The organism is Sphingomonas sp. DG1-23, from assembly GCF_030730875.1.
Classification (GTDB): Bacteria; Pseudomonadota; Alphaproteobacteria; order Sphingomonadales; family Sphingomonadaceae; genus Sphingomonas.
In genome coordinates, this window is the sequence record NZ_JAVAMA010000004.1 from 254,172 (window position 1) to 280,471 (window position 26,300).

Genomic DNA, 26,300 nt, shown 5'->3' on the forward strand with positions numbered 1-26,300 from the left:
CGAGATGACGATCGGTTGGAAGGGCGTTTTTCCCGCAGTGACGACTCAGCTGAGGGAGGATCTGTCGATCGACCTTGCCGACACGCAGCGCGTAGTGGACGATTTGATCCGGGACGGCGTCACCGGCGTGATCGCGCTGGGCACGGTGGGCGAGAACAACTCGCTCGATTTCGGTGAAAAGGTCAGCGTGCTCTCCGCAATCGTCGAGGTGGTCAATGGCCGGGTTCCGGTGATCACCGGCGTATCCGAATATGACACGCGCCGCGCGGTTCGCTATGCGCAGGCGGCCGAAAAAGCGGGCGCCGACGGCCTGATGCTGCTGCCGCCGATGGTCTATGTGCCCAAGCCGCACGAAATGGTCGCGCATTTCAAGGGCGTTGCCGAGAAGACCGGGCTGCCGATCATGCTCTACAACAATCCGCCGGCCTATCGCTCGGTGATCGACAATGAGGTTCTCGAGGCGCTCAAGCCGGTGAAGAACATCGTGGCGGTCAAGGAGTCCGCACCCGACACCCGCCGTTTCACCGATTTCCGCAACGATTTCGGCGATCGCTACGTGCTGTTCGCCGGGCTCGATGACGTGGCGCTGGAAGGGCTCTTCCTCGGCGCACAGGGCTGGGTGTCGGGCCTCACCAATGCCTTCCCCAAGGAATCGGTCGAGCTCGTCGCGGCGTACGAGCGCGGCGACTATGCCAAGGCGCTCGAAATCTATCGCTGGTTCATGCCTTTGCTCCATCTCGATGCCGAGCATGACCTCGTCCAGTCGATCAAGCTCGCCGAGCAGGTGATGGGCCGCGGTTCCGAACGGGTTCTGCCGCCGCGCTATCCGCTGGAAGGTGCGCGCCGCGCCGAGGTGATCGCCATGGTCGAGAAGGCCGCAGCGACGCGACCGACTCTGACCGTCGCGCAGGCTGCCTGACGCGCAAGATGCGGCACACCTTCTTCTGCATCGACGGCCACACCGCCGGCAATCCGGTCCGGCTCGTCGCCGGCGGTGCGCCTTTGCTCAAGGGCGCGTCGATGTCGGAGAGGCGGCAGGACTTCCTTGCCCGCTTCGACTGGATTCGTACCGGACTGTGCTTCGAGCCACGCGGGCACGACATGATGTCGGGCGGTTTTCTCTACCCGCCGACGCAGCCCGATGCCGATATCGGCATCTTGTTCATCGAGACTTCGGGCTGTCTGCCGATGTGCGGCCATGGCACGATCGGCATGGTCACCTTCGGGCTCGAGCACGGGCTGATCCAGCCCGCCGAGCCGGGCAAGCTGCGGATCGAAGTGCCGGCCGGAGCGATCGACATCGTCTATACCCGCGAGGGCGACAAGGTCACGTCGGTGCGGATCACCAATGTGCCGGCCTATGTCGCGGCGACCGGCATTCAGGTCGATGCCGAAGGGATCGGCCCCCTGTCGATCGACGTTGCTTATGGCGGCAATTATTACGCGATCATCGAGCCGCAGGGCGATTATACCGGGCTCGACGATTTCGATGCGTCGCGTTTGATCGATCTCAGCGGACGGATTCGCGAGGCAGTGCGCGCGAAATTCGAGCCGGTGCACCCGCGCGACCCGACGATCCGCGGGGTCAGCCACATTCTCTGGGCCGACAAGCCGAGGGGCGACGGCGCGGATGGCCGCAACGCCGTATTCTATGGCGACAAGGCGATCGATCGCAGCCCGTGCGGGACGGGCACCTCGGCGCGGCTCGCGCATCTCGCCGCGGCGGGGAGGCTCGCGGTCGGCGATCGCTTCGTCCACGAAAGCTATATCGGCAGCCGGTTCATCGGCCGGGTCGAGGCCGAGACGCGCCTCGGCGACCAGCCGGCGATCATCCCCTCGGTGGAGGGATCCGCAATCGCAACGGGCTTCAACACGATCTGGATTGATCGGGCTGACTCATTCTGGGAAGGGTTTCAGGTCAAGTAATGCTTCCGATTCCGCGCCGTTCGTTCGAACACAGGCGGTTCCACTTCCAGGAGAGACGGTCATGAGCATCGTCGTACGTACGCTGGCCGAGCGTGTTTTCGAAATCGTGCGCGAGCAGATCGTGACCGGACAATTGCGCGATAATCTGCCGATCCGCCAGGATGCGCTCGCCACCGAGCTCGGCGTGAGCAAGATCCCGCTGCGCGAGGCGCTGGCGCGGCTCGAGCACGAAGGGCTGCTGACCAGCCACGCCAATCGCGGCTATTTCGTCCAGCCGATGTCGGCGGGGCAGGTCGACGAAATCTATGTGCTCCGGCTCGCGATCGAGCCGCCCGCCGCGGTCTACGCCGCCGAACGCGCGACCGAGGCGGATCACGCCGCCGCGATCGAGGCTTTCGAGAAGCTCGACGGTGCCGCGACCAGCAACCTCGCCGAAGTAGCGGTGCGCAATCGCGATTTCCATACGGCGCTGGTGCGCCCCGGCGGCCGGCTTCTCACCACCCAATTGGTCGAGCGGTTGTCGATCCTCGCCGAGCGCTACGTGGTCGCACATCTGCAGCCGGCAGGACGCGAATCGCGGGCGCACAACGAACATCAGGATTTGCTCGACGCATGGCTGGCGCGCGACGGCGTCAAGCTGACCGCGCTGCTGACCGGGCACCTTCAGGGCACGCTCGACGATCTTCGTCAGCAATTCGGTTCGACGACCTAGACAAAAATACCGGGGGGAAGCTGCATGTTCGGTCCGCGCAAGTCGCTCGATTCAGTCACGAAGCACGCGGAGGGCCATGCACTCGCCAAGACGCTCAGTTGGCCGCATCTGATCGCACTCGGAGTCGGCGCGATCGTCGGCACCGGCATCTACACGCTGACCGGCGTCGGCGCCGAACGCGCCGGGCCGGCGGTGATTCTCGCCTTCGCGATCGCCGGCGCGGTCTGCGCCTGCGCGGCGCTCGCTTATGCCGAACTGGCGACGATGATTCCCGCCGCGGGAAGCGCCTACACTTTCAGCTATGCCGCGCTGGGCGAGAAGGTCGCCTGGGTGGTCGGCTGGAGCCTCGTGCTCGAATATTCGCTCGCTTGCTCGACCGTTGCGGTCGGCTGGTCGGGCTATCTGGTCGGCTGGCTGCAGGCCGCCGGCGTGCATTTGCCGGCCGAGCTGCTCGCCGGTCCGCATGCGGGCGGCATCATCAATCTTCCTGCGGTGGTCGTCGCGCTGGGCGTGATGGGGATGCTGGTCGCCGGCACCCGCGAGAGTGCGACGCTCAACATCCTCCTCGTCATCATCAAGCTCGTTGCGTTGGGCGTGTTCGTCGCCTTCGCGCTTCCCGCGTTCGACGGCAGCAACCTCGAACCCTTCATGCCTTATGGCTTCGGCTCGACGGAAGTCGGCGGCGAGAAGCGCGGGGTGATGGCCGCGGCGGCGATCGTCTTCTTCGCCTTTTACGGCTTCGACGCCGTCGCGACGTCGGCCGAGGAGGCCAAGCGCCCGGGCCGCGATCTGACGATCGGCATCGTCGGCTCGATGCTGGTCTGCACGATCATCTACATGCTGGTGGCGGTCGCCGCGGTGGGCGCACTGCCCTATCAGCAGCTCGCCAATTCGGCCGAGCCGCTGGCGCTGGTGCTGCGCACGCTCGGCCAGCCGGCGGCCGGGCATCTGATCGCGCTGGCCGCGGTGATCGCATTGCCCTCGGTGATCCTCGTCATGATGTACGGCCAGAGCCGGATCTTCTTCGTAATGGCGCGCGACGGACTGCTGCCGCGCAGCCTCGCCAAGGTGAGTTCGCGCACCGGCGCGCCGACGCGGATCACGCTGATCACGGGCGTCGTGATCGCCGCGGTCGCGGGCTTCTTCCGCCTCGACGAGATCGCCGAGCTCGCAAATGCCGGAACCCTGCTCGCCTTCGTCGCGGTCGGCGCCTGCCTGATGGTGCTGCGGCGGCGCGCGCCCGATGCGCCGCGGCTGTTCCGTTGCCCCGCGCCTTATGTGGTCGGAACGCTGGCGATCCTCGGCTGCCTGTATTTGCTGTTCAGCCTGCCGTCAGCGACGATCCTGCGCTTCATCGAGTGGAACCTGATCGGGCTGGCGGTCTATTTTGCTTATGGCTGGCGGCACAGCGAAGTGAAGCAACAGGCACTGCCCGCCTGACCTGAGTTTTCGAGTTCCGTACCCGCCCTACCGAAAAGGAGTAGCCCCGTGCGACACCTGCTGACTACGCTTGCCCTCGCCACATCGCTCACTCCCCCGGGTGAGGCGCTCGCGCAGACCCGCTTCGACGGCGTCTGGCTGTTCGACGATGCCGGGCCCAATCCCGGCGTCACCATGCTGCAGGTCGCCAGCGAGGGGACACGCATCACCGGCGCGGTGACCACCGAATGGTACGGCCCGGTGACGATGCAGAATGCGCGGCTCGACAAGGGCGTCCTCACTTTCGAGGTGCGCAATCTCAACGACCGCGAGCATCCGACGCGCACATGGCGCGTGCGCTCCACGCCCAAAGGCGTGCAGCTCGAAGGGCAGATGTGGTTCTCGAAGATCGACGCGAGCGGCCGCCGCGGCACGGTGAAGCAAGCCGAGGCGCGCGCGTTCCGCTTCCAGACCTTGCCCGCCTGGGCCGAAGTCGAGCAGCTTCCGCTCGCGCCGACTCCGCCGATGGGCTGGAGCAGCTGGAACAAGTTTGCCGAGAAGATCGACGACGCGACGATCCGCGCGATGGCCGATGCGATGGTTTCCACCGGGTTGCGCGACGCCGGCTACCTCTATGTCAACATCGACGATGGCTGGCAGGGGACTCGTGGCCCTGACGGCAAAATCCGGGCCAACGCCAAGTTTCCGGACATGAAGGCGCTGGCCGACTATGTCCATTCCAAGGGCCTGAAGATCGGCATCTACAGCTCGCAGGGACCGCGCACCTGCGCGGGGTTCGAGGGCAGCTACGGCCATGTCCAGCAGGATGCGCAGACCTTTGCCGATTGGGGCTTCGACTATCTCAAATACGATCTGTGCTCGGGCGAGTATTTCTACGCCGACGCGGACACGGTGAAGCGCAGCTATGCCGAAATGGGCGCCGCGCTCCGGGCGACCGGCCGCCCGATCATCTTCTCTTTATGCGAATATGGCCGGTTCGATGTCGGCGCATGGGGACGCCAGGTCGGCGGCCAGCTATGGCGCACGACCGGCGACATCACCGACGATTACAAGACGATGGCGCAGATCGGCTTCGACAAGAACGGCAAGCCCGAATATGCCGGCCCCAACGGATTCAACGACCCCGACATGCTCGAAGTCGGCAATGGCGGCATGTCGCTGGACGAATATACCACGCACATGACCCTGTGGGCGATGTCGGCCGCGCCGCTGCTGATGGGGCATGACTTGCGCCAGACGCCGCCCGCGATGCTGGCGCTGCTCGAGAATCGCGAGGTGATCGCAGTGGATCAGGACTCGAAGGGCATCCAGGGCAAGGCGGTGCGCAAGGAGGGGAAGCTGGAGATCTGGTCCAAAGCGCTCGCCGACGGCTCGGTGGCGTTGGCGTTGTTCAATCGCGGCGATGCCAGCGCCAGGATGGAAGCGCGGGCCGCGGATGCAGGCTTTGCCGCAATCACTGCGGCGCGGGACTTGTGGCGCGCGGCGCCGGTGGCGCCCGATGTGCTGACCTTCGACGTGCCGGCGCACGGCGCGGTGATGCTCCGCGTCCAGGGCGCGTAAAGGGAGGGCGAACGCTTCCAGCGTGCCAAGAAAAAGCGGGCCGCGGCATCCGCCGCGGCCCGCCAAGGTTGAGAGCGGGGTGGCTCTACTAGAAACGGAAGCGGGCGCTGGCCTGTACCGTACGGCCCAGCGTGCGCACGCCGAGCGGCAGCAGTTCCTGCTGGCCATGGTAACGGTACACATCGTCGCCCAGCAGGTTGCTGCCTTCGAGCGACAGGGTCAGGAACTTGTAGGGCGTGACGTTGATTGCCGCATCGAGCCGCTGGGTGGACGCCTGATAAGGTGAATATTCGGGATTCTCGAACCAGATCCCCATCCGGTAGCTCGAGCGGTAATTGTAGGCGACGCGTGCGCTGAAGCTCGGCGTATCGTAATAGAGCGCCGCATTGGCGGTCCATTTGGACGTGTTGGGCGAGTCGAACGCGCCGGGGAAATCCTCCGGATAGGGATATTCGATCCGCGCCTTGGCGATGTAGCTGGCGTTCACGCTGGCGCCGAAATTGCGCCAGATACCGGGGAGGAAATCGAAGAAGCTCTGCGCCGCGAACTCGATGCCCGCGAAGGTGCCGTCGCCGGCATTGCGCTCCTGCTCGACGAACCCGATACCGGGCAGGCCATAGGGCGCGAGGTCTTCTTCCTCCCGGCTGTAATAGAGGAAGCCGGTGACCTTCTTGTAATAGCCCGCCAACGTGATGAGGCCGCCGCGGCCGAAATAATGTTCGAGGCTGGCATTGAAGCTCTGCTCGTCCTGCGCCTTGAGGTCCGGATTGCCCGCGAAGACGATCACCGGGTTGGCGCGCGTTTCCAGGAAGGCGAACGGCCGCGTGTTATAGAAGTTCGGGCGCTGAACGTTGGTGCTGTACGACAGGCGCAACTGGGTCTTGGGAGTGAAGTGCAGGATCGCCGTGGCAGTCGGCAATATGTCGACGTAATTGCCCCGGCCATAGGAGCGCTCGATAATATCCGGGCCGTTGGTCGGCCGGTAATTATAGCTCTCGATGGCGCCCCAGGTGTTGGTGTAGCGCACGCCGACAATACCATCGACGGGGAAGCCCATGTCGAACGCGTAATCAACCTGCGCATAGGTCGAGAAGATGTTCTCGACCGAGTCCCAGGTCTGGCCGAGATCGCCGAGCGGCAATTCGCTGGCGAAGCGTGCCGCGTTGCCGGGATCGTTGGTCTGGATGTAGTTGCGGATCGCTTCGATATTATCGAGCAGCACCGAGCCGGGAACCCGGAACCACGACGCGCCGCCATTGCCGATCGTCGCCGAGACTTGCGACGCCTGATCGGCGCCAGGGAAACTCGAGAGCGGCGCCATCTGGCCGCCGATGCGTGGGAAGCCGTCGCGATAGCCGTAATAGCGACTGGTATCGCGCTTGTTGTAGCGCGTGCCGATCTTCAGCGAGCGGAGGAACGAAGCATCGCTGAGCTTGAGCGTCAGATCGACCTGTCCGGCCAGTTCCTTGTTGTGCGACTTGCCGACACGATCCTGGAAGCGGTCGACGCCGTAATTGGCGATGTTGCCGAGGTCGGTCGCGCCGAAGTCGATCCGTGGCACGCCGCGGGGATAGTCATCGGAATCGAAATCGACATTGACCGAGGTCTGGTTACGCAGGCGCAGGATCTGCTGGACGTTGTAATCATTCGAATCCGACCAATTATACTGGACGGCGGCGTTGATCTGCGCGCGCTCGCTGCGCCAATGCGCCTCGAAATTGCTGGTGTAGAGATCATTGTCGAACACGTTCAACATGCTCTCGAAGCCGGCGGGAACGCCGTTCGGATTGTTCTCGGTCAGCGAGCGGATCGTGCGGCCGTCCTCGCCGACGACGACGTTGCTGATCGTCGAGCCGGGCTCCCGGGCCTGGACATACATGCGATCGATGGTGCGTCGCTCACGCGAGCCGAGATATCCCCCCTCCAGCACGAAATCGAGATTGTCGTTCGCACGCCACTGGCCGACGATGTTGATCGAAGGCCGCTCGCTGTAGCCGCTCTCGGTGCCGTAATACGCGCGATAGGGGATCACGACGTTGCGCAGGTTCGCCGGCATCGAGTCCAGTACCGAGCAGCAGGGGACTGAGGGCGATTCGCTCTCGATATAGGTCTCGAGATAATTGGTCTTGCTCCACGACGCGTTGACGAGGAAGCCGATCTCGCCGATCCCGGTCTCGAAGCGGTCGCCCACCAGGATGCTGGCATAGGGGCTGACCTTCTCGGCGATGTCGTCATAGACTCCGCGCACGCTGCCCGCGAGGGTGAGGCCCTTTTTCAGGTCGAGCGGACGGCGCAGCTCGATATTCACCGTGCCGGCGATGCCGCCTTCGACCTGATCGGCGCTGCGCGTCTTGTAGACGTCGACCGACTTGAGCAGTTCCGCCGGGATGTCGGCGAGGTTGAGCGAGCGGCCCTCGCCGAGATTGGTCTGATTGCCGTTGATCGTCGTCTGGATCTCGCTGAGGCCGCGGATGGTGATGCCTTGGCCCTGGCCGCGGGCGCGGTCGATCTGGACGCCAGTAACGCGCGCCAGCGCTTCGGGAACATTGTTGTCGGGGAGCTTGCCGACATCCTCCGAAACAACCGAATCGACGATCTGCTTCGAATTGCGCTTCTTGTCGGCGGCCGAGGAGATGCTGCCGCGGATACCGACGACGAGAATGTCCTCGGGCCGTTCCTGTGCGGCATCGCCGCTGGCCTCCGCTATTTCCGCCGGCGCAGTTTCCTGCGCCATCGCAGGCGTTGCGCTCAGCGCGCTTGCCGAGACCGTCGCCAGCGCCAGAACGCGTGCGACATTCCGATATCCGTTGCGAACCCGAATGCTCATGTCTGTCTCCCCCTCTGCCGTTATCGGCTATACTATATAATGTATACCATATGACAGCTATCGCCCCTGTCAAGAGATTGAAACACACCTCGCTCGGCGGCGTGGGACGAGGCGATGAAGCGAGAAACTGATCTGCCGATACCGCCAGAGTGCTGATCGTTCTCAGCAACCGGCAACGGCGTGTGGAGCCTTGGTGATGCGATCACCGGCGCGCTGTGTCTGGCTCGTTACAAGGCCGTTGCAAAACATCTCATTCGCTGACATTGTATACCGTACACGATATGAAATATATCAAGGGGACGGAGAATATGAGGAAGCATCGTGCATTGCTCGTAGGGACTGCTCTGGCAGCGGCTTTGGTCGCCGCTTCGTCGGCCGCCGCACAGACGGTCCCGTCCGCATCCGAGGACGGCGGCTCCGCCCAGGATTCAGCGCAGCCCGAAATCCTCGTGACCGGCACGCGCATCCAGCAACCGGGTCTCGTCAGCAACAGTCCGATCACCGCGGTCGATTCGGCCGAGATCCGCCTTCAGGGTGCGACCAACATCGAGAATGTGCTCAATCGGCTCCCCCAGATCACCCCTGACGCCAACGAGAACGTATCCAACGGTTCCGACGGCACCGCGCGGATCAACCTGCGCAATCTCGGCAGCAACCGGAACCTGATCCTCGTCGACGGGCAGCGCATGCTGCCGATCCAGGCCACGGACGTGAATTTCCTGCCGTCGTTCCTCGTCGAGCGCGTCGATGTGGTCACCGGCGGCGCCTCGGCGGTCTATGGTTCGGACGCGATCTCGGGTGTGGTCAATTTCATCCTGCGCAAGGATCTGAACGGCGTGCTGGCCGACGTCCAATACGGCTTCTCGAATCATCACAACGACGATCAGGCACGCCGCAGCCTGGTGACCGCCAGCGGCTATCAGAACGCTTTGTCCTCGCCGATCGACGGGCAGCGCTTCGACGCCAACATCGCCGTCGGCAAGAGCTTTGCGGACGGGCGCGGCAACATCATGGCCTATTTCGGCTATCGCGAGGTCCAGCCGATCACCCAGGCCAATCGCGACGTGTCGGCGTGCGCGCTCGATCCGGCGCAGAACAACACGACGTTCACTTGCGGTGGTTCCTCGAACAACGAATTCGGGCTGTTCCAGCCGCTGGGCGGGCCGAATGCCGGGGTCGCGTTCAACAACACCCGCGACGGTGCCAAGACCTGGGTCCCGTACAATAGCAGCTTCCGCTACAATTATGCGCCGCTCGTCTATTTCCAGCGCAACGACAAGCGCTATTCGGCAGGCGCCTTCGCGCGCTTCGAAGCCGATCCGGCCGCGGAAGTCTATGCCAGCTTCATGTTCATGGACGACCGCACCAATTCGCAGGTCGCCCCCTCGGCATTGTTCCAGGGGACGACCTACACGGTCAATTGCGACAACCCGCTGCTCAGCGCGCAGCAGGGGCAATTGCTGTGCGGGGGCGCCTATGGCACCGCCGCGTCGCAGGACCTGTTCATCGGATACCGTCCGGTGGCAGCGCCCGCGCGACCGCGTCGCGACGATCTGCGCCACACCGACTTCCGCGTCACCGGCGGCATTCGCGGCGAGATCGCACCCGGAATCAGCTACGACGTCAACGGCCTGTTCTCGCGCGTGCTGTTCAACGAGAACTACCAGAACGACATCGATCCGGTGCGCGCCAATCGCGGGCTCCAGGTCGTCAACGTCGGCGGGGTGCCGACCTGCAAGTCGGTGGTCGACGGCACGGATGCCAATTGCGTGCCGCTCAACGTCTTCCAATATGGCGGGCTGTCGGCCGAGTCGCTCGATTATATCTATTCGCCGACCTTCACCCGCGGAATGGACAAGGAGACGGTGCTCAGCGGCACGCTCACTGCCGATCTCACCAGTTACGGCGTGAAGAGCCCATGGGCCGATCAGGGCGTCGGCGTGGTGTTCGGCGTGGAGCATCGCCGCGAGAGCCTGGTGTTTCATGCAGATGCGCTGGCCCGGCAAAAGGGCACGCTCGAGAGCCGCGGCGCCTTCGACGTGACCGAGTTCTTCACCGAGATCCGCGTCCCCGTGTTCGAGAACCGTCCCTTCGCCGAGGAGCTGACGCTGACCGGCGGCTATCGTTACTCGAAATACAGCACGCGCGACGACGGCATCTCGACCTACAAGGGCGAGATCGCTTGGGCGCCGATCCGCGACATCCGCTTCCGCGCCGGCTACAACCGCGCGATCCGCGCACCCAATATCTCCGAGCTGTTCGCGGCGCAGGGGCTCGGCAACATCTCCGCGCAGGATCCGTGCTCGGGCGCGACCCCCAGCGCCACCGCTGCGCAATGCGCAGCGACCGGCGTCACCGCGGCGCAATATGGCCACATCATCGAATGCCCCAGCGAAGTCTGCGTCGCGCAGGGCGGCGGCAATCCGGCGCTGCGGCCCGAACAGGCCGACACCTATACCGTCGGCGTCGTTCTTGCGCCGAGTTTCCTGAAGCGCTTCTCGCTGTCGGTCGACTATTTCGACATCAAGGTGCGCGACTATATCTCGTCGATCCCCGCGTCGTTGACGATCAGCCAGTGCATCGAGACCGGCGATCCGTTCTTCTGCTCGCTGTTCCACCGCGATCCGCGCAACGGCGTGCTGTTCGGCGAACAGGGCTATGTCATCTCGACTACCCAGAACACCGGCTCGCTCAAGACCTCGGGCGTCGATGTGGGCGCCAATTATGCGATCGACACCGGAGTCGGCGGGTTCAGCCTGTCCTTCATCGGCACGTGGCTCAAGGAACTCCGCAACGAGCCGCTGCCCGGCCTCGGCAGCTATGATTGCGTCGGATTGTTCGGCCCGACCTGCGGCCAGCCGAGTCCCAAGTGGCGGCACCAGGCGCGGCTCAGCTGGTCGGATACCACCGACATCGCGTCGGTTTCGCTCAACTGGCGCTATATCGGCGGGACCAAGCTGACCAACAACACCGACGATCCGTTCCTCACCGGTCCGGCCTATGTCCTCAACGCGAGCCTGCCGGCGTACAGCTATTTCGATCTGGCGCTCACCGCGAAGGTCGAAGGGGGCATCACCTTCCGCGCCGGCGTGAACAATCTGCTCGACAAGGATCCGCCGGCGATCGCGCAGGGCCTGCTGTACAGCTTCGGCAACGGCAACACCTATCCCGGCACTTATGACGTGGCGGGCCGCACCTTCTTCATCGGCATGAACGCGGAGTTCTGATCTCTTCCGGCCAATGGTCGTCGCGCAAACGGAACGGCAGCCTTTCAGATCGCTGAAAGGCTGCCGTTCGAGTTTCGGGCGCGGGTCGGGTTCCGCTTCAATATTCGTCGTGTAGCCGGACCCAGCTCATCGTGCCGCCGGTTTCGTTGCGTCCCTTGGGCGTGAGATCGAGCCAGTTGAATGCACCCATCAGCTGCTCGGTGCCGCGGTGATAGGTCGAGTAGCTGTGGAAGATGCTGCCCGCATCGTCGTTCGCGAACACAGTCCGAACATGTCGGCGCTGGGCTGGATCCTGGTCAGGCCGTAATTATAGGTTGCGCGGCCCGCTTCGCGGTCCTTGGCGGTGAACGATACGCCGAAGTCGTAATTTGCGGGGATCGACCCGGCTACGGGCCAGATACTGACGCGGCTCGATATGCCCGCGGGCATCGGCGTGTCCGGGATCGAATCCGATGGCGGCGATCTCCTGTTTTGCGGCGGCGGCAAGAGCGGCAAGATGCGAGTGGTGCGCCGGCCCCGAAACGTGGCACAATAGTTCAGGATCGCGCGCCGGGAGGTCACGTCATGACGAAACTGACGCTTGCTCTGTCCAGCCTCTATCTCGCTGCTGTCGGCCTCGCACTGACGTTCTTTCCGCTGCAGTTCGGTCGCGGCGCAGTGCCGGCGGATGCGGCACCGGAGCTTCTGGCATTGTTGCGCCTGCTCGGTGGGCCGTTCCTCGGCATAGCGGTGCTGAACTGGCTCTCGCGGAGTGCCGAGCCCTTCACCCTGCGGACGGTGCTGCTGGCGAACCTGGTCGGTTTCGGGGCGGTCGCGGCAAACGATGTCTGGGGCGTGATCAGCGGCGAGGCGCGCGAGATCGCCAAGCTGTTCCTGATCGCCCATCTGCTCTTCACCTTCGCCTTCGTGGCGACGGTACGCCGGACGCTGCGGACGGGCGATTGATCGCATACACGTGTCACCCGCTCGCTTGACAGCGCCACGGTTGCCCCGCCAAGCCGGCAACCAAATGGGGTCACATTCCAAAACCGGGCGTGGCGGCGAGGGAAGACATCCCGATCCCGCGAGCGCGACTCAGCCCACGATGGACGACGTCGCGGCGCTTGCCGGCGTGGCGCGCGCCACGGTTTCGCGCGTGCTCAGCAATCACGCCAATGTGCGCGGGGCGGTGCGCGAACGCGTCATGCAGGCAGTTGCCGCGCTCGATTATCGAGTCAATCCGCAGGCGCGAGGCCTCGCCAGCAAGATCAGCAAGACTCTGGTGCTCGTCCACTGCACCAATCCCGATGCCGAACCCAATTCCTACTATGATTCGGCGCTCGAGCTCGGCGCGTTGCGCGCCGCGGCCGCGGCGGGGTTCGAACTCTCGACGCTGAGCCTGTTCACCGATGACCCGCGTCGTTCGGACAAATTGATCGAGTTGCTCGCCTCGGGACGCTGCGCGGGCGCGATCCTCACGCCGCCGATGTCCGACGATGTCGCGCTGGCGAAGCGGCTGGTCGAATTCGGCTATCCCGCAGTCTGCGTCGCGCCGGGGGACGAGGTGCGCGGGCTGCTCGCCGGCGTCGGGCTCGACGAGGAAGCGGCGGGGCATGCGATGGGGGCGTACATGCTGTCGCTCGGGCATCGTCGGCTCGGCTATGTGCTCGGAATCGAAGGGCATCGGTCCGCCGAACTCCGCTATGCCGGCTTCGTCCGCGCACTTCGCGAAGTCGGGATGTCGGAAGATGCCGTTGCTACCGCGCGGGGCGATTTCACCTTCCGCGCCGGCGTTATCTGCACCCAGCGACTGCTCGATTCCGGCGACGGGATCAGCGCGATCGTCTGCGCCAATGACGATATGGCGGTGGGGGCGCTGTTCGCGGCGCACCGCATGCGGCTCGCGGTCCCGACCGAGTTGTCGATAGTCGGCTTCGACGATGCTCCGATCTCCGCGCACACCTGGCCACCCTTGACCACCGTTCACCAGCCCGTTCGCGCGATCGCCGGGCGCGCGGTGGAGCTTCTGGTCGAGTCGGTGGGGCGCGGCGCGGCGTTGGCCCCGGCGTTCGAGGCCGTCGAGCACCGGCTGGTCATCCGTGATTCGGCCTCCGCGCCGAACGTCCAGGCGACAGATTCACGGCGCCATTGACGCGAGCGGCCATCTGACGATACAAAATTGAAAGCGCTTCCAATTTGGCAACGCTGTCAGGTTGGGGTCGATAATGATGCAGGACGATAAATCGTCCGCACCCTAGGGGAGAGAGCAAGATGGGCCAACGGGCCGGCGCGCGCCGTTTCAAATCGACATTGTGGAAATTCGGCCTGACGGCTTCGTCGCTCGCGCTGATCGCAGGGCTACCGTCGGTCGCGCAGGCGCAGGAAGCTACGGCCCCGGACGATCAGGTCCAGTCCGAGGACGAAATCGTCGTCACCGGGCTTCGCGCCGGGCTCGAAAGCTCGATCAATACCAAGCGGGACGAGACCTCGATCGTCGAGGCGGTCTCGGCCGAGGATATCGGCAAGCTGCCCGACGTCTCGATCGCCGAATCGATCGCACGCCTGCCGGGCCTCGCGGCGCAGCGCGTCAACGGCCGTGCGCAGGTCATCTCGATCCGCGGCCTCGCGCCCGATTTCACCACCACCTTGCTCAATGGCCGCCAGCAGGCGAGTTCGGGCGACAACCGCGCAGTCGAATTCGACCAATATCCGTCCGAATTGCTGTCAAGCGTCGTCATCTACAAGACTCCCGACGCCCAGATCTCGGGAATGGGGCTGTCGGGCACCGCCGATCTGCGCACCGTGCGGCCGCTCAACTTTGGCAAGCGCGCGATCGCGGTCAACATCCGCGGCGAGAAGGTCGAGGGCGACCGGCTGAACAGCGACGTCCGCAACTGGGGCGGCCGCGCCAGCATCTCCTATATCGATCAGTTCGCCAACGACACGCTGGGGATCGCGATCGGCTATGCCCATCTCGATTCGCCGTCGCAGAACAAGCATTACAAAGCCTATGGCTATGAGGCTTTCGGCGGGGTGTGCGAGCCCGTTCCGGTGACCAATGAGTGCGGTACCGACACGGTTCAGCCCGATTCGGCGGATTCCGCGCTGCTCCTCAATGGTCAGGAGGTGTTCGCGACGTCGCGGCTCAACCGCCGCGACGCCGTGATGGGCATCCTCGAATGGCAGCCGAGCGACCGGGTGCATTCGACTCTCGATGTCTATTATTCAAAGTTCCACCAGGAAGAGACCACCCGCGGCGCGCAATGGTTCTCGAACGGCTGGGCCGACGGCGCATTCTTCCGCGACGTCGTCACCGAGGATCGCGGCGGAACACCGGTGGCGGCCAGCGGCACTGCCAACCGGGTGGTTCCGATCATCCGCAACGACCACAACACCCGCGACGACGAGCTGTTCTCGATCGGCCTCAACAACGAGTTCAAGCTCGACGACCGCACCAACTTCTCGGCCGACCTTTCCTATTCGAAGAACCGCCGCAAGGAGCAGATCCTCGAAACCTATGCCGGCTATGGGCGTGGCACCGGCTTCGTCAACGGCGCGACGCCCGATGCCGGCCGTACCTTCGACACCATCGGCTTCGACGTGCCCGACGACGGCTTTCCGACCTATTCGGAGGGGCTGAACTATGCCGATGCCGCGCAGGTTTCGCTCGGCGACCGCGCGGCTTGGGGCGGCTGGGCACATGACGGCGCGATCCGCTTCCCCGATGTCGAGGAGAGCATCTACGCGATCGACCTCAAGCTCGATCACGAGTTCGATGGCCTGCTGAACAAGCTGACGGCGGGGGTCAATTTCACCCAGCGCCAGAAGAGCAAGACGGTCGACGACAATGATCTGTTCCTCAAGAACGGGCGCCAGCAAGTCCTCGTCGATCCGCAATATCTCGTGGCGCCCACCTCGCTCGGTTATACGGGGTTCGGCGATGTGCTGAGCGTTGATCTGGAGAAAGCGCTCGGCGTCTATTACGATCGAGCGCCGATCCGCGACGCCAATTATTACGACAAGACATGGGAGATCAGCGAAGATCTCACGACCGCCTTCGTGAAAGCCGATTTTAAGGCAGGGCCGATCCGCGGGAATATCGGCGTGCAGGCGGTCTGGCAGTTCCAGTCGTCGAGCGGCATGGTGATCAACGGCACCGGCGGCCTGCCGGTCGTTCCCACGCAGCGAAACGCCAGTGCCGATTATTTCGACCTGCTGCCGAGCGCGAACCTGATCTGGGATCTCGGCGGCGGGCACCGCTTTCGCCTCGCCGCCTCGCGGACCATGGCGCGTCCCCGCATGGACGAGATGCGCGCCAATGTGACGCCATCGTTCGACACGCTGGTCTGCACCCGACAAAATGCCTGCGACGCCGGCAATACGGTCCATCCATGGTCGGCGTCGGGCGGCAACCCGCTGCTGAAGCCGTGGCGTGCATGGGCATTCGACGCCGCCTATGAATGGTATGTCGATCGGACGACCTATTTCTCGATCGCGGGCTTCTACAAGAAGCTGCAGACCTATATCTACCAGCAGACGAGTATATTCGACTTCACCGGGATCCCGGTTCCCGCAGGCGCCGGAATTCCTGCGACCGTCATCATCGATCCGATCGGCCAGCTCACCTTGCCGGCGAACGGTAATGGCGGGACACTCAAGGGTGTCGAATTCAGCGGCGCGATCGATTTCGGGACGCTGTTCAGGCCGCTCGAGGGACTGGGCGTGATCGGCAGCCTGTCGCTCACCGAGTCCGATCTCAACCCGACCGCCGGCAACGACGAGGTTCGTATCCCCGGCCTGTCGGGGACGATCTACAACATCACCGGCTATTACGAGCGCGGCGGCTTCCAGGCGCGTGCGAGCTATCGTTACCGCTCGGCCTTCAAGGGCGAGGTGGTGCAGCTGTTCGCGACGCGCGGACAGACCGAGATCCTCGCCGACCGCCAGGTCGACGCGCAAATCGGTTATACGTTCGAGAGCGGATCACTCGAAGGCTTCGGGGTGCTGTTCCAGGTCAACAATCTGACCGACTCGCCCTATCGCACCCGGCTGGGTCTCGACAACGGCGGTACGCACACCGCCGATGGATCGAGCCTGCTCGAGACCTATGAGAAATACGGGCGGTCGTTCCTGCTCGGCTTCAACTACCGGTTCTGAAACCCTCCTCGGAAACGTCTCCGAGAGCTTCGGGGAGGCGCCGGCCCGTCCGCGCCTCCCCATTTTTTCGGCCGGGTGCGCGACCGGCGAGGCCTTGCCAAGCAGGCCGGCCAATTGCGACATCATCGCACGATAAGGGAGAGGAAGCGCGATGGAGCAGATCAAGCGGATCCTGATCGTCGGCGGCGGATCGGCGGGCTGGATGACGGCCGCGTTGCTCGCCCGGCTGTTCCAGGGCCTCTACCAGATCACTTTGATCGAATCCGAAGAGATCGGCACGATCGGCGTCGGCGAGGCGACGATCCCGGCGATCAAGAAGTATAACGAGCTGCTCGGCCTCGATGAGAATGATTTCCTCCGGCGTACCCAAGGGACGTTCAAGCTCGGCATCCAGTTCGTCGACTGGCTCCGCCAGGGCTCGAGCTACATCCACGGCTTCGGAGTGATCGGGCAGGACCTCGGTTGGCTGCGCTGCCATCAATATTGGCTGAAGATGCACGGCCTCGGCCGCGCTTCGGACTTCGCCAATTATTCGATAAACACCGCCGCGGCGCTTGCCGACAAGTTCCGCCGCGCCGATCCCAAGATGGCCGAATCGCCGATCGGCCACATCGCCAACGCCTTCCATTTCGACGCCAGTCTCTATGCCAAATTTCTCCGCGGCTTTGCCGAGGAGCGCGGGGTCGCCCGCCGCGAGGGCAAGGTCACCGATGTCGCGCTCGATCCGGAGAACGGCTTCGTGCGATCGGTGACGATGGCCGACGGCGCGGTGGTCGAAGCCGATCTGTTCGTCGACTGCTCGGGCTTTCGTGGGCTGGTCATCGAGCAGGCGATGCGGACCGGCTACGAGGAATGGACACAGTGGCTGCCCTGCGACCGCGCGATCGCGGTGCCCTGCGCGCGCAGCGACGCGTTCACGCCCTATACCCGCGCCACCGCGCGCACCGCGGGCTGGCAATGGCGCATCCCGCTCCAGCACCGCACCGGCAACGGCCATGTCTATTCGAGCCGATTCATCGACGATGCCGATGCCGAGGCGATGCTGCTCGCCAATCTCGACGGCGAACAACTGGCCGAGCCCAACCGCATCCGCTTCGTCAGCGGCAAAAGGCGCGCGACGTGGAACCGCAATTGCGTCGCGATCGGGCTGGCGGCGGGCTTTCTCGAGCCGCTCGAATCGACCAGCCTGCACATGATCCAGTCGGCGATCATCCGGATGGTGCGGCTGTTGCCCGATGCGCGCTTCGATCCAGCGTCGATCGCCGAGTTCAATCGCCAGACCGATTTCGAATATGAGCGCGTCCGCGACTTCATCATCCTTCACTACAAGGCCACCGAGCGCGACGACACGCCGTTCTGGCGGCATTGCCGCGACATGGCGGTGCCCGACACGCTGCGGCACAAGATCCGGGTGTTCGCCGCCAATGGCCGCATCTTCCGCGAGGACGAGGAATTGTTCGCCGAAGAGAGCTGGATCCAGGTCTTTCTCGGCCAGGGCGTGATCCCGCAGGGCTATGACCCTTTGGTCGACATCCGGAGCGAGCCGCAGATCGAGCAATATCTCGGCAATATCGAACGCGTGATCCGCAAATGCGTCGAGGTGATGCCGACGCATGCCGACTATGTCGCGCGGACCTGCCCGGCGTGAACGGATGAGGAGAGTTGCGATGAGGATGCTTGCGCTGTCGCTGGCCTGTGCGAGCGCAGCCTGCGCGCCGGTCGAACGGCCCGGCGCCGCGCCGGCGGCGGTCGAAGTCTGGCTCACCACGCCCGACAAGGCCGCGTTGCTCGCGCCGCAAGCGCCGCTGGCGTTCGAACCCGGTGCGCCCGCCGACGCGATCATGGTCGACCCGGCGAAGCGCTATCAGCGCATGGTCGGGTTCGGTGCCTCGATCACCGACGCGTCGGCGTGGCTGATCCAGAAGAGGATGACCGCGGCCCAGCGCGAAAAGCTACTCGCGGAGTTGTTCGGTCCCGCGCCAGGGCTCAATTTCGCGTTCACCCGGCTCACCGTCGGCGCCTCGGATTTCTCGCTCAGCCATTACAGCTATGACGATGTTGCCAAGGGGCAGACCGATCCCGGACTCGCGCATTTCTCGATCGCGCCGGCGCGTGCCGAAGTGCTGCCCACGGCCAAGGCCGCGCGCGCGGTCAATCCGCAGCTCGCGGTGATGATCTCGCCGTGGAGCGCGCCGGGCTGGATGAAAACCAGCGACTCGCTGATCAAGGGCAGCCTGCGCGAGGCGGCCTATGCGCCGTTCGCCACCTATCTGCGCCGCACGGTGCAGGATTTCGCCGCCGCGATCGGCCCGATCGACTATCTCAGCATCCAGAACGAGCCCGATTTCGAGCCCGAAAACTATCCCGGCATGCGGTTGAGCGCGGCGCAGCGCGCGCGGATCATCGGCGATCATCTCGGCCCCGAATTCGCGCGCGCGGGATTGAAGACCCGCATCCTCGACTGGGACCATAATTGGGATCAGCCCGCGCAGCCGCTCGGCGTTCTCGCCGATCCCGCGGCGGCGCGCCACGTCGCCGGGGTGGCATGGCATTGCTACAATGGCGATGTCGCCGCGCAGAGCGAAGTGCGCGACCGGCATCCCGACAAGGGCGTGTTCTTCACCGAATGCTCGGGCGGCGAATGGTCGAAGGCATGGCCAGACAGCTGGGCGTGGACGATCCGCACGCTGATCATCGGCAGCACCCGCAACTGGGCGCGCGGGGTGCTGATGTGGAACCTCGCGCTCGACGAGAATTTCGGGCCGCACCTCGGCGGCTGCGGCAATTGCCGCGGGGTGGTGGCGATCGACAGCAAGACCGGGGAAGTCACGCGCAACCCCGAATATTATGCGTTCGGCCATGCCAGCCGCTTCGTCGCAGTGGGCGCGCAGCGGATCGCGTCGGAAAGTCGGCCGGGCGGCATAGAGACGGTCGCCTTCGCCAATCCGGATGGTTCGCGGGTGCTGCTCGCCTTCAACGCCGGCAAGGAAATGGCGGCCTTCCCGGTGGCCGAAAGCGGTCGTTATTTCGCCTATCGGCTCGCCCCGAACGCGGCAGCGACCTTCCGTTGGCGAGACCCGCGCTGAACCGCAGCACGCCCGCCTTCGCCTCGGTCACCGCGCTGTTTTTCGCCTGGGGTTTCATCTGCGCGAACAACGACCCCCTCGTCGCGGCGGTCCGGCGGATCTTCGACCTTTCTTACACCGAGGCATTGTTTACCCAGATCGTCTTCTTCGCGGCGTTCGGCATCCTGTCGCTGCCCGCTGCGGCACTGCTCGGTCGCGTCGGTGCCGTTCGCGCGATGCTGATCGCGCTGGCGGCGATGATCGGCGGTTGCCTGATCGTTCAGACCACCGCGCTCGTACCCTGTTTCCCGTTGCTGCTCGCCGGTCTCTTCGTCCTCGCGTCGGGAATCGCGATCTTGCAGGTCGCCGCCAATCCGCTGGCGGCGAGCCTGGGGCCACCCGATCGCAGCCACTTCCGGCTGGCCCTTGCGCAATCGTTCAATTCGCTCGGGGTGGTCGCGGGGGTGCAGTTCGGTGCGGCGCTGATCCTCGGCGATCCGGTGTTCGAAGGTGCGGAGCCGCTGCTTTCGGAAACGGCGCGCACGACGGGATTGGCGGCAGTCCAGCGCGCCTTCCTGACGATCGCGGCGCTGGTGCTGATATTGATGGCACTGCTCTGGGTAGTTCGCCGTCCCATCGAGCAGGCGTCGCCCCGGGCCACCGGGGCGGCGAACATCGGTCAGGCCTTTCGTTCGCGCTGGGCGCTGTTCGGCGCGGTCACGATCGCGCTCTATGTCGGCGCCGAAGTGGCGATCGGCAGCACGATGATCGGGTTCCTCGCCGATCCACGCACGCTCGGCCTGTCGATGGATCGAGCGGGAGCGTGGCTCGCGACCTTCTATTGGGGCGGCGCGCTGGTCGGCCGTTTCCTCGGCAGCTGGCTGCTGACGCGGATCGCGGCACCCCATCTACTGCGCGCTGCGGCGGTCTCGGCGGTTTTGCTCTGCGCCGCGGCTTTGCTCGCTCCCGGGCCCGTCGCAGCGCGCTGCGCGCTGGCGATCGGGCTATGCAACGCGATCATGTTCCCGACGATCTTCTCGCTGACCCTCGAACGCTCCACCGCCTCGGCGGAAGCGACTTCAGGGCTGCTCTGCGTCGCCATTTCGGGCGGCGCGATCGTGCCGTTGCTGGTCGGGCAGGTGGCTGATCGCGCGGGGCTTGGCTGGATATTCGTGGTGCCGCTCGCCGCTTACAGCGTGATCGCGGCATTCGCGGCGCTCGCTATGCGGCGACTGCCTCGCGCGCCCAGGTCGCGGGCGGCGCGCCGAACTCGCGCTTGAACGCGCGGTTGAACGCGGCCTCGGAGTTGAACCCCACCGAATAAGCGACGCTGCTCGCATTGTGGCGATTGCCGCGCAGCATCTCGGCCGCCGCCTTCATCCGCCAGCGCGCGCAATATTGCATCGGTGCTTCGCCCAGCAGCGCGCGGAAGCGATCGGCGAGTACGGTCTTGGAAACCGCTGCCTCGCGCGCGAGCGCATCCAGCGTCCAGGCTTCGGCGAAGCGCTGGTGGATCAATGCGAGCGCCCGGCCCACCGCGGGATCGCGCAATCCCGCCAGCCAGCCGCGTTCGTCTGCGGGGAGGTCGTCGACATAGCGGCGCACCGCCTCGGCGAAGAGGCCCTCGGCGAGCTTGCCGACCATCTCGGGGGCGTTGGTCGCGACGCCGTGCGCGGCGAAGTCGATCGAGCGCGCGACCCAATCGCCTTGCGCCGCGTCGATCCCGATCACCAGCATCGGCGGCAGGCTCTGGAGCAGGGTATTGTCGGGCGTGGTGGTGCCGAGATAGCCGCAATACATCGACACGCTCGCGCCGTCCCCGCCGCCGCGCAATCGCAGGATGCCATTGTCGATGGTGCGGAGCACGTTCTGCGTATCCATCGGCGCGGGCCAGGGCGCGGGGCCATGGAGATAGTGCGGCGTGCCGTGCGGCAGGATGACGATCTCGCCCGCATGCACCGCGCGCGCAGGCCCGCCGGGAATCCGGCAGGTGAACGATCCCGACCGCACATAATGATAGGCGATCAGCTGACTCGGTATCTCGAAAAAGGGTGCGCAGTCCTCGGGCGTATAGTCCGACAGCACCGTCCATGGCGCCCGGAACTCCGCATCGACGAATACGCCACCCGACAGGCGCAGCGCCGCGAGCATCTCGCTGAGCACGTCCATCCCACATCCCCTGAAACGCAGTCCGCGCGACCCGCCCGTCGATCCGGTCGATCGATCAATGTTTTCGTCCGCCCGATCATATCGCGTTACCGCCGCCGGGGCTAGTTCGACACCATAGAGTCGCAGTCGTTGCGCGGACGGGTCGGGGCGACCGCTGCGCGCGGCCAATCAACAGCCTGAACATCACCAGTCGAGCTGCCTTAGGGGCGCCGGCTAACCATGGGAGATTATTCGTGAACTTCTATTCCAGTTCGTTGCTTTGCGTGCAGCCTGCGGCAGTAGCCGGCGCCACCATCCTGACAACCGTGATCCTCACCTTTCATGCCCTGGTATTTGCCTGAGGGCATAGGGTTCCAAGGAGAAACGATATGTACCACCAATTCACCTGGTCGGACGTGCTCGCGGCATCCTCGCGTGCCGCCTGGCAACTGGACGACGTGATGCCCGAAGGCGCTGCGCTCGACTTCCGCCGGCCGTTCATGCCCGAGAAGCTGGCGCGCATCGCCGAGACCCCCGGGGTGGCACCCGACGAACGGCTGCTGCTCAACCAGATCCGCGGGCATGAATATCTGAGCATGTTCGGGCTGATCGAGGAGATGATCCTGCCCTTCGTTCTCGATCATGCCCGGCCGCTGCTGCGCGATGACGACGATCGGGTGCGGGCGTTGCTCGGCTTTGCCTCTGAAGAGGCAAAGCACATCCATCTGTTCAAGCGCTTCCACGCCGCGTTCGTGCGCGGATTTCCGGTGGAGTGCGGGATGATCGGGCCGGCCGAGGCGATCGCCGCCGAGATCCTCCGTCACGATCCGCTGAGCGTCGCGCTGGCGGTGCTCCACATCGAGTGGATGACGCAGGCGCATTACCTCGAAAGCGTGCGCGACGATGCCGGGCTCGATCCGTTGTTCAAGAGCCTGCTTCGCCATCATTGGATGGAAGAGGCGCAGCACGCGAAGCTCGACACGCTGATGGTCGAGGCGCTGGCCGAGGGATGTGATCCGGCAGGCATCGATGCGGCGATCGACGAATATCTCGAGATCGGGATGTTCCTCGATGGCGGATGCAAGACACAGGCAGAGCTCAACCTCGCCGCGTTCGAGGCGGCGGCGGGCCGGCCGGTCGACGAAGCCGATCGCGAGGGCTTCCTTGCCGTCCAGCATCAGGCGCTGCGCTGGACCTATCTCGGCAGCGGCATGACCCACCCGCAGTTCCGCGCCACGCTGGGCGCGATTTCCCCCGCCGCGCGCGACCGCATCGACGCCGTCGCGCCGGCCTTTTGCTGAACGAATTACCCCAAGGAGAGAGAAGATGAGTGACGTGATGACGCGTAATGTCGTGAATGGTATCGATCTCGACGCGGTCGGCGAAGTGGTCGAGGCGATCGGCCGCGATCCCGGCCAGGCACTGGTACGCTTCAGCGTGGCGACGCGTTGGACCGGGCAGACCGGCAGTGTGACGCGGGTGCGCGACATCGAACTCGGTGGCGAGCGGATCGCGCGCGATTTCGAGATCCGCGCCGATGAACCCGAGCAGTTGCTCGGCCAGAACAGTGCGCCCAATCCGCAGGAATTGCTGATGGCGGCCGCCAATGCCTGCATGACGGTAGGCTATGTCGCCGGCGCGGCGATGCACGGGATCGCGCTCGAGCGACTAGAGATCGAGATGACCGGCCAGCTCGATCTGCGCGGTTTTCTGGGTCTCGATGCGAGCATCCCGCCGGGGTACGACCGGATCGACTATGTGGTGCGGATCGCAGGCAACGGCACGCCCGCGCAGTTCGACGAGATCCACCGTACGGTGATGGCGACCTCGCCCAATTACTTCAATCTCGCGCGGCCGATCCAGATGAACGGAAGGCTCGCGGTCGGCTGACTATCGGACCGCCGCGCATCTCAGGTGCGCGGCGGTCTCCCGGTCGCGATGCGGCGCGCCGCGGCATGGCGTTCGGCACGGTCGAGCAGTGCCTCGAGATCCTCGCGGCTGACGTCGAAGGTCTCACCAGACTCGGCCAGTGCCGCGTCGATATCCTCCATCAGCAGCCGCGGTCGATCATGGATTTTCATCGGGCGATGCGGATAGCTGTGGCCCGAGATTCGGTGGAAGGCGATCCCGATCGCGGTCAGCGCCACGGCGTTGAGTCCGACCGGCAGCAGCGCGAAGCCATAGCCTTGCGCGAGCACCGCAGGCGCCAGCAGAGGAAGCAATACGGTGCCCCCGCCCGGCGGGTGCAGACAGCGCAACACTGACATTGCGAGGATCGCCGCGCCCACCGCAACCCCAACTGCGAGTGCGTCGCTTCCCAGCAAATGCGCCACCGCGACGCCTACCAGCGCCGAAACCACATTCCCGCCGACGATCGGCCAAGGCTGGGCGAGTGGGCTCGACGGCACTGCGAACAACAATACCGCAGATGCCCCGAGCGGTGCCGCCAGCAACAGACCGTGGCTCGGCACTGCCAGCGTGGAGATCGCTGCGCACAGCCCGATGCCGATCACCGCGCCGATCCCCGCGATCAGCCGCTCTCGCCAATTGGCCCCCGCCAGCAACAGGGTGAAATGTCTCCCTTTCGCAATCATCTATTTGCGTTGCCACACCCTGTCGCCGCCGACCCAGGTCTCGATCACCTTGGTGGCGCGCAGATCGCCTGGCCCGGCGAGCAGCGGATCGCGATCGACGATCAGGAAATCGGCGCGCATTCCCACCGCGATGCGGCCGATCTTGTCCTCTGCGAACCCCGCATAGGCCGCGCCGGTGGTGAAGCCGGCCCAGCCTTGCTCGCGCGTCACCGCCTCCTGCGGACGCCAGCCGCCGAACGGCTGGCCGCTGGCATCCTGCCGCGTGAAGCTCGCTGCCCAGCCCGCCCAGGGATCGGGGCTCTCGACCGGGAAATCCGATCCGAAAGCCAGCCTCGAACCGTTCTGCAGCATCGAACGCCAGGCATAAGCGCCGCCCAGCCGAGCCTCGCCCAGCCGGGCCTCGGCCATGTGCATGTCGCTGGTCTGATGGACTGGCTGCATCGACGCGATCGTGCCGAACTTGCCGAAGCGCGGCAGGTCCTTGGGATCGACGATCTGGGCGTGCTCGATGCGCCAGCGCCGATCGCCCTTATAAGTTTCGGAGAGTATTTCGATCGCATCGAGTACTTGCTGGTTGGCGCGGTCGCCGATCGCGTGGACCGCGATCTGGAAGCCGTCCATCGCGCCCCGGATCATGCTGTTGAGCAACTGGTCGTCGGTGAGGAAAGGCAGGCCCTTGTTTCCCGGCGCATCGGCGTAATCGGCCTTGAGCCACGCGCCGCGCGAGCCGAGCGCGCCATCGTCATAGAGCTTGATCCCGCCCATGCGCAGCCGCTCGGCATAGAGCCACGGCGTGGGGCCTTGGCCGGCCACCGCGAGGGCCGTGTCGACGCCGCTCGCATAGCTGAGGATCCGCACCTTGAGCAGATTGAGGTCGCCCATGCGGCGATAGGTCAGCCAGTCGGCCTGGCTGGTGCCCATGTCCGCCGTCGCGGTCACGCCCAGCGAGAGCAATCGCTCCTGCGCGGCGAGGAAAGCGGCATTCTGTTCGCGCGGCGTGGGCGCGGGGATCATCCTGGTGACGGAGTCCATCGCCGCATCGACGAAGACCCCCGCGGGTCTGTCGCCGGCACTGCGTTCGATCCGGCCGCCCCTCGGGTCCCTGGTCGCCGCGGTGACACCGGCGGCAGCGATCGCGCGGCTGTTGGCCCAGCCGGCATGGCCGTCGACGCGTTCGAGCCAGGCCGGGCGGTCCCCGACCGCAGCGTCGAGTTCGGCGGCGGTGGGAAAGCGGCCGAGCTTCCAGCGTTCCTGATTCCAGCCACCGCCGAGGATCCATTTGGTCGGATTGGCAGCGGCGTAGCTGCGGATCTTCGCCAGCGCCTCTTCGAGCGAGTTGGTCTCGGACAGATCTAGCCGGAGCAGTTGCGCGCCCAGACCCATGACATGGCCGTGCCCGTCGATCATCCCGGGCACCATCGTCTTGCCGCCCATGTCGAGCTTCCAGTCGACCTTTTTCGGACGCCGCTCTCCGCTCTTCAGCACATAGGTGATCTTGCCGTCGCGGTTCATCATGATCCCGGTGAAGCGGATCACTTGCCCCTTCTCGTCGAGCGTCATGCCGTTGACGTTGTCGATCAGCGCGTCCGCTCGGGCAGTGACAGGAACGGCGAGCGCGAGGAGCGGGGCCAGCAGGCGCGCGAGCAAGGGCAGCTTGTGCATAGG

General features: G+C 65.0%; 19 protein-coding genes. 14 read left to right on the plus strand and 5 right to left on the minus strand.

The features are described 5' to 3' along the window. Positions 1 to 4: 4 nt before the first annotated feature. The 5 genes from Q9Q95_RS08735 (at position 5) to Q9Q95_RS08755 (ending at position 5,638) form a co-directional block, all read left to right on the plus strand. A complete protein-coding gene (locus tag Q9Q95_RS08735) occupies positions 5 to 919 on the plus strand; it encodes a dihydrodipicolinate synthase family protein (RefSeq protein WP_306096038.1) in 915 nt (304 codons plus the stop codon). Positions 920 to 927: 8 nt separating this feature from the next. After that, positions 928 to 1,926 carry a 4-hydroxyproline epimerase gene (locus Q9Q95_RS08740; protein WP_306096040.1) on the plus strand — a complete coding sequence of 333 codons (999 nt, stop codon included), beginning with the start codon at positions 928 to 930 and terminating at the stop codon, positions 1,924 to 1,926. 61 nt (positions 1,927 to 1,987) lie between these two features. Next, complete coding sequence (locus tag Q9Q95_RS08745; RefSeq protein ID WP_306096041.1) at positions 1,988 to 2,638, plus strand: GntR family transcriptional regulator; 651 nt, start codon at positions 1,988 to 1,990, stop codon at positions 2,636 to 2,638. A 24-nt stretch (positions 2,639 to 2,662) separates the two neighbouring features. Further along, positions 2,663 to 4,078, plus strand: a complete 1,416-nt coding sequence (locus tag Q9Q95_RS08750) for an amino acid permease (RefSeq protein ID WP_306096042.1) — start codon at positions 2,663 to 2,665, stop codon at positions 4,076 to 4,078. A gap of 48 nt (positions 4,079 to 4,126) precedes the next feature. Next, positions 4,127 to 5,638: a glycoside hydrolase family 27 protein gene (locus tag Q9Q95_RS08755; RefSeq protein ID WP_306096043.1), complete on the plus strand. Its 1,512-nt coding sequence runs from the start codon at positions 4,127 to 4,129 to the stop codon at positions 5,636 to 5,638. A gap of 88 nt (positions 5,639 to 5,726) precedes the next feature. On the opposite strand, the gene Q9Q95_RS08760 is transcribed toward Q9Q95_RS08755, so the two are convergent. Further along, on the minus strand, positions 5,727 to 8,465 hold the full coding sequence (locus Q9Q95_RS08760; RefSeq protein ID WP_306096045.1) for a TonB-dependent receptor: 2,739 nt from the start codon (positions 8,463 to 8,465) through the stop codon (positions 5,727 to 5,729). A gap of 308 nt (positions 8,466 to 8,773) precedes the next feature. Here Q9Q95_RS08760 and Q9Q95_RS08765 point away from each other — a divergent pair, with 308 nt between their 5' ends. Beyond that, complete coding sequence (locus Q9Q95_RS08765) at positions 8,774 to 11,692, plus strand: TonB-dependent receptor domain-containing protein (RefSeq protein WP_306096047.1); 2,919 nt, start codon at positions 8,774 to 8,776, stop codon at positions 11,690 to 11,692. A gap of 97 nt (positions 11,693 to 11,789) precedes the next feature. Here Q9Q95_RS08765 and Q9Q95_RS08770 read toward each other — a convergent pair whose 3' ends face one another. Continuing rightward, positions 11,790 to 11,954, minus strand: coding sequence for a DUF899 family protein (locus tag Q9Q95_RS08770; protein ID WP_306096048.1), 165 nt, complete (start codon positions 11,952 to 11,954; stop codon positions 11,790 to 11,792). Positions 11,955 to 12,256: 302 nt separating this feature from the next. Here Q9Q95_RS08770 and Q9Q95_RS08775 point away from each other — a divergent pair, with 302 nt between their 5' ends. The 6 genes from Q9Q95_RS08775 (at position 12,257) to gluP (ending at position 21,173) form a co-directional block, all read left to right on the plus strand. Further along, the gene (locus Q9Q95_RS08775) at positions 12,257 to 12,637 is read left to right on the plus strand and encodes a hypothetical protein (protein WP_306096050.1); all 381 of its coding nucleotides are present in this window, start codon (positions 12,257 to 12,259) and stop codon (positions 12,635 to 12,637) included. 139 nt (positions 12,638 to 12,776) lie between these two features. Beyond that, on the plus strand, positions 12,777 to 13,823 hold the full coding sequence (locus Q9Q95_RS08780; RefSeq protein ID WP_306096051.1) for a LacI family DNA-binding transcriptional regulator: 1,047 nt from the start codon (positions 12,777 to 12,779) through the stop codon (positions 13,821 to 13,823). A 119-nt stretch (positions 13,824 to 13,942) separates the two neighbouring features. Continuing rightward, complete coding sequence (locus Q9Q95_RS08785) at positions 13,943 to 16,828, plus strand: TonB-dependent receptor (protein WP_306096054.1); 2,886 nt, start codon at positions 13,943 to 13,945, stop codon at positions 16,826 to 16,828. A 151-nt stretch (positions 16,829 to 16,979) separates the two neighbouring features. After that, positions 16,980 to 18,476 (plus strand): tryptophan halogenase family protein, encoded by a 1,497-nt coding sequence (locus tag Q9Q95_RS08790; protein WP_306096057.1) that lies wholly within the window; start codon positions 16,980 to 16,982, stop codon positions 18,474 to 18,476. Between the two features lie 19 nt (positions 18,477 to 18,495). Continuing rightward, positions 18,496 to 19,914, plus strand: a complete 1,419-nt coding sequence (locus Q9Q95_RS08795) for a glycoside hydrolase family 30 beta sandwich domain-containing protein (protein WP_306096059.1) — start codon at positions 18,496 to 18,498, stop codon at positions 19,912 to 19,914. Beyond that, a complete protein-coding gene (gene gluP / locus Q9Q95_RS08800; RefSeq protein ID WP_306096060.1) occupies positions 19,896 to 21,173 on the plus strand; it encodes a glucose/galactose MFS transporter in 1,278 nt (425 codons plus the stop codon). Before Q9Q95_RS08795 ends, gluP begins: the two co-directional genes overlap by 19 nt. On the opposite strand, the gene Q9Q95_RS08805 is transcribed toward gluP, so the two are convergent. Continuing rightward, positions 21,115 to 22,062: an AraC family transcriptional regulator gene (locus Q9Q95_RS08805; RefSeq protein ID WP_306096062.1), complete on the minus strand. Its 948-nt coding sequence runs from the start codon at positions 22,060 to 22,062 to the stop codon at positions 21,115 to 21,117. The genes gluP and Q9Q95_RS08805 overlap by 59 nt on opposite strands. Positions 22,063 to 22,430: 368 nt before the next feature. On the opposite strand from Q9Q95_RS08805, the gene Q9Q95_RS08810 reads away from it, so the two are divergent. Both Q9Q95_RS08810 and Q9Q95_RS08815 read left to right on the plus strand, forming a co-directional pair. After that, positions 22,431 to 23,342 carry a diiron oxygenase gene (locus Q9Q95_RS08810; RefSeq protein ID WP_306096064.1) on the plus strand — a complete coding sequence of 304 codons (912 nt, stop codon included), beginning with the start codon at positions 22,431 to 22,433 and terminating at the stop codon, positions 23,340 to 23,342. A 25-nt stretch (positions 23,343 to 23,367) separates the two neighbouring features. Beyond that, positions 23,368 to 23,931 carry an OsmC family protein gene (locus Q9Q95_RS08815; RefSeq protein WP_306096066.1) on the plus strand — a complete coding sequence of 188 codons (564 nt, stop codon included), beginning with the start codon at positions 23,368 to 23,370 and terminating at the stop codon, positions 23,929 to 23,931. A gap of 20 nt (positions 23,932 to 23,951) precedes the next feature. Here the strand turns inward: Q9Q95_RS08815 and Q9Q95_RS08820 are convergent, their stop codons facing one another. Both Q9Q95_RS08820 and Q9Q95_RS08825 read right to left on the minus strand, forming a co-directional pair. After that, on the minus strand, positions 23,952 to 24,635 hold the full coding sequence (locus Q9Q95_RS08820) for an HPP family protein (protein WP_306096069.1): 684 nt from the start codon (positions 24,633 to 24,635) through the stop codon (positions 23,952 to 23,954). Beyond that, positions 24,636 to 26,297, minus strand: coding sequence for an amidohydrolase (locus Q9Q95_RS08825; RefSeq protein WP_306096070.1), 1,662 nt, complete (start codon positions 26,295 to 26,297; stop codon positions 24,636 to 24,638). Positions 26,298 to 26,300 lie beyond the last annotated feature (3 nt).

Excerpts from the sequence above, each read along its gene's own strand:
- Q9Q95_RS08735 (WP_306096038.1), top strand. The coding sequence starts at position 5 with ATGACGATCGGTTGGAAGGGCGTTTTTCCCGCAGTGACGACTCAGCTG.
- Q9Q95_RS08740 (WP_306096040.1), top strand. The coding sequence starts at position 928 with ATGCGGCACACCTTCTTCTGCATCGACGGCCACACCGCCGGCAATCCG.
- Q9Q95_RS08745 (WP_306096041.1), top strand. The coding sequence starts at position 1,988 with ATGAGCATCGTCGTACGTACGCTGGCCGAGCGTGTTTTCGAAATCGTG.
- Q9Q95_RS08750 (WP_306096042.1), top strand. The coding sequence starts at position 2,663 with ATGTTCGGTCCGCGCAAGTCGCTCGATTCAGTCACGAAGCACGCGGAG.
- Q9Q95_RS08760 (WP_306096045.1), bottom strand. The coding sequence starts at position 8,465 with ATGAGCATTCGGGTTCGCAACGGATATCGGAATGTCGCACGCGTTCTG.
- Q9Q95_RS08765 (WP_306096047.1), top strand. The coding sequence starts at position 8,774 with ATGAGGAAGCATCGTGCATTGCTCGTAGGGACTGCTCTGGCAGCGGCT.
- Q9Q95_RS08775 (WP_306096050.1), top strand. The coding sequence starts at position 12,257 with ATGACGAAACTGACGCTTGCTCTGTCCAGCCTCTATCTCGCTGCTGTC.
- Q9Q95_RS08780 (WP_306096051.1), top strand. The coding sequence starts at position 12,777 with ATGGACGACGTCGCGGCGCTTGCCGGCGTGGCGCGCGCCACGGTTTCG.
- Q9Q95_RS08785 (WP_306096054.1), top strand. The coding sequence starts at position 13,943 with ATGGGCCAACGGGCCGGCGCGCGCCGTTTCAAATCGACATTGTGGAAA.
- Q9Q95_RS08790 (WP_306096057.1), top strand. The coding sequence starts at position 16,980 with ATGGAGCAGATCAAGCGGATCCTGATCGTCGGCGGCGGATCGGCGGGC.
- Q9Q95_RS08795 (WP_306096059.1), top strand. The coding sequence starts at position 18,496 with ATGAGGATGCTTGCGCTGTCGCTGGCCTGTGCGAGCGCAGCCTGCGCG.
- Q9Q95_RS08805 (WP_306096062.1), bottom strand. The coding sequence starts at position 22,062 with ATGGACGTGCTCAGCGAGATGCTCGCGGCGCTGCGCCTGTCGGGTGGC.
- Q9Q95_RS08810 (WP_306096064.1), top strand. The coding sequence starts at position 22,431 with ATGTACCACCAATTCACCTGGTCGGACGTGCTCGCGGCATCCTCGCGT.
- Q9Q95_RS08815 (WP_306096066.1), top strand. The coding sequence starts at position 23,368 with ATGAGTGACGTGATGACGCGTAATGTCGTGAATGGTATCGATCTCGAC.
- Q9Q95_RS08820 (WP_306096069.1), bottom strand. The coding sequence starts at position 24,635 with ATGATTGCGAAAGGGAGACATTTCACCCTGTTGCTGGCGGGGGCCAAT.
- Q9Q95_RS08825 (WP_306096070.1), bottom strand. The coding sequence starts at position 26,297 with ATGCACAAGCTGCCCTTGCTCGCGCGCCTGCTGGCCCCGCTCCTCGCG.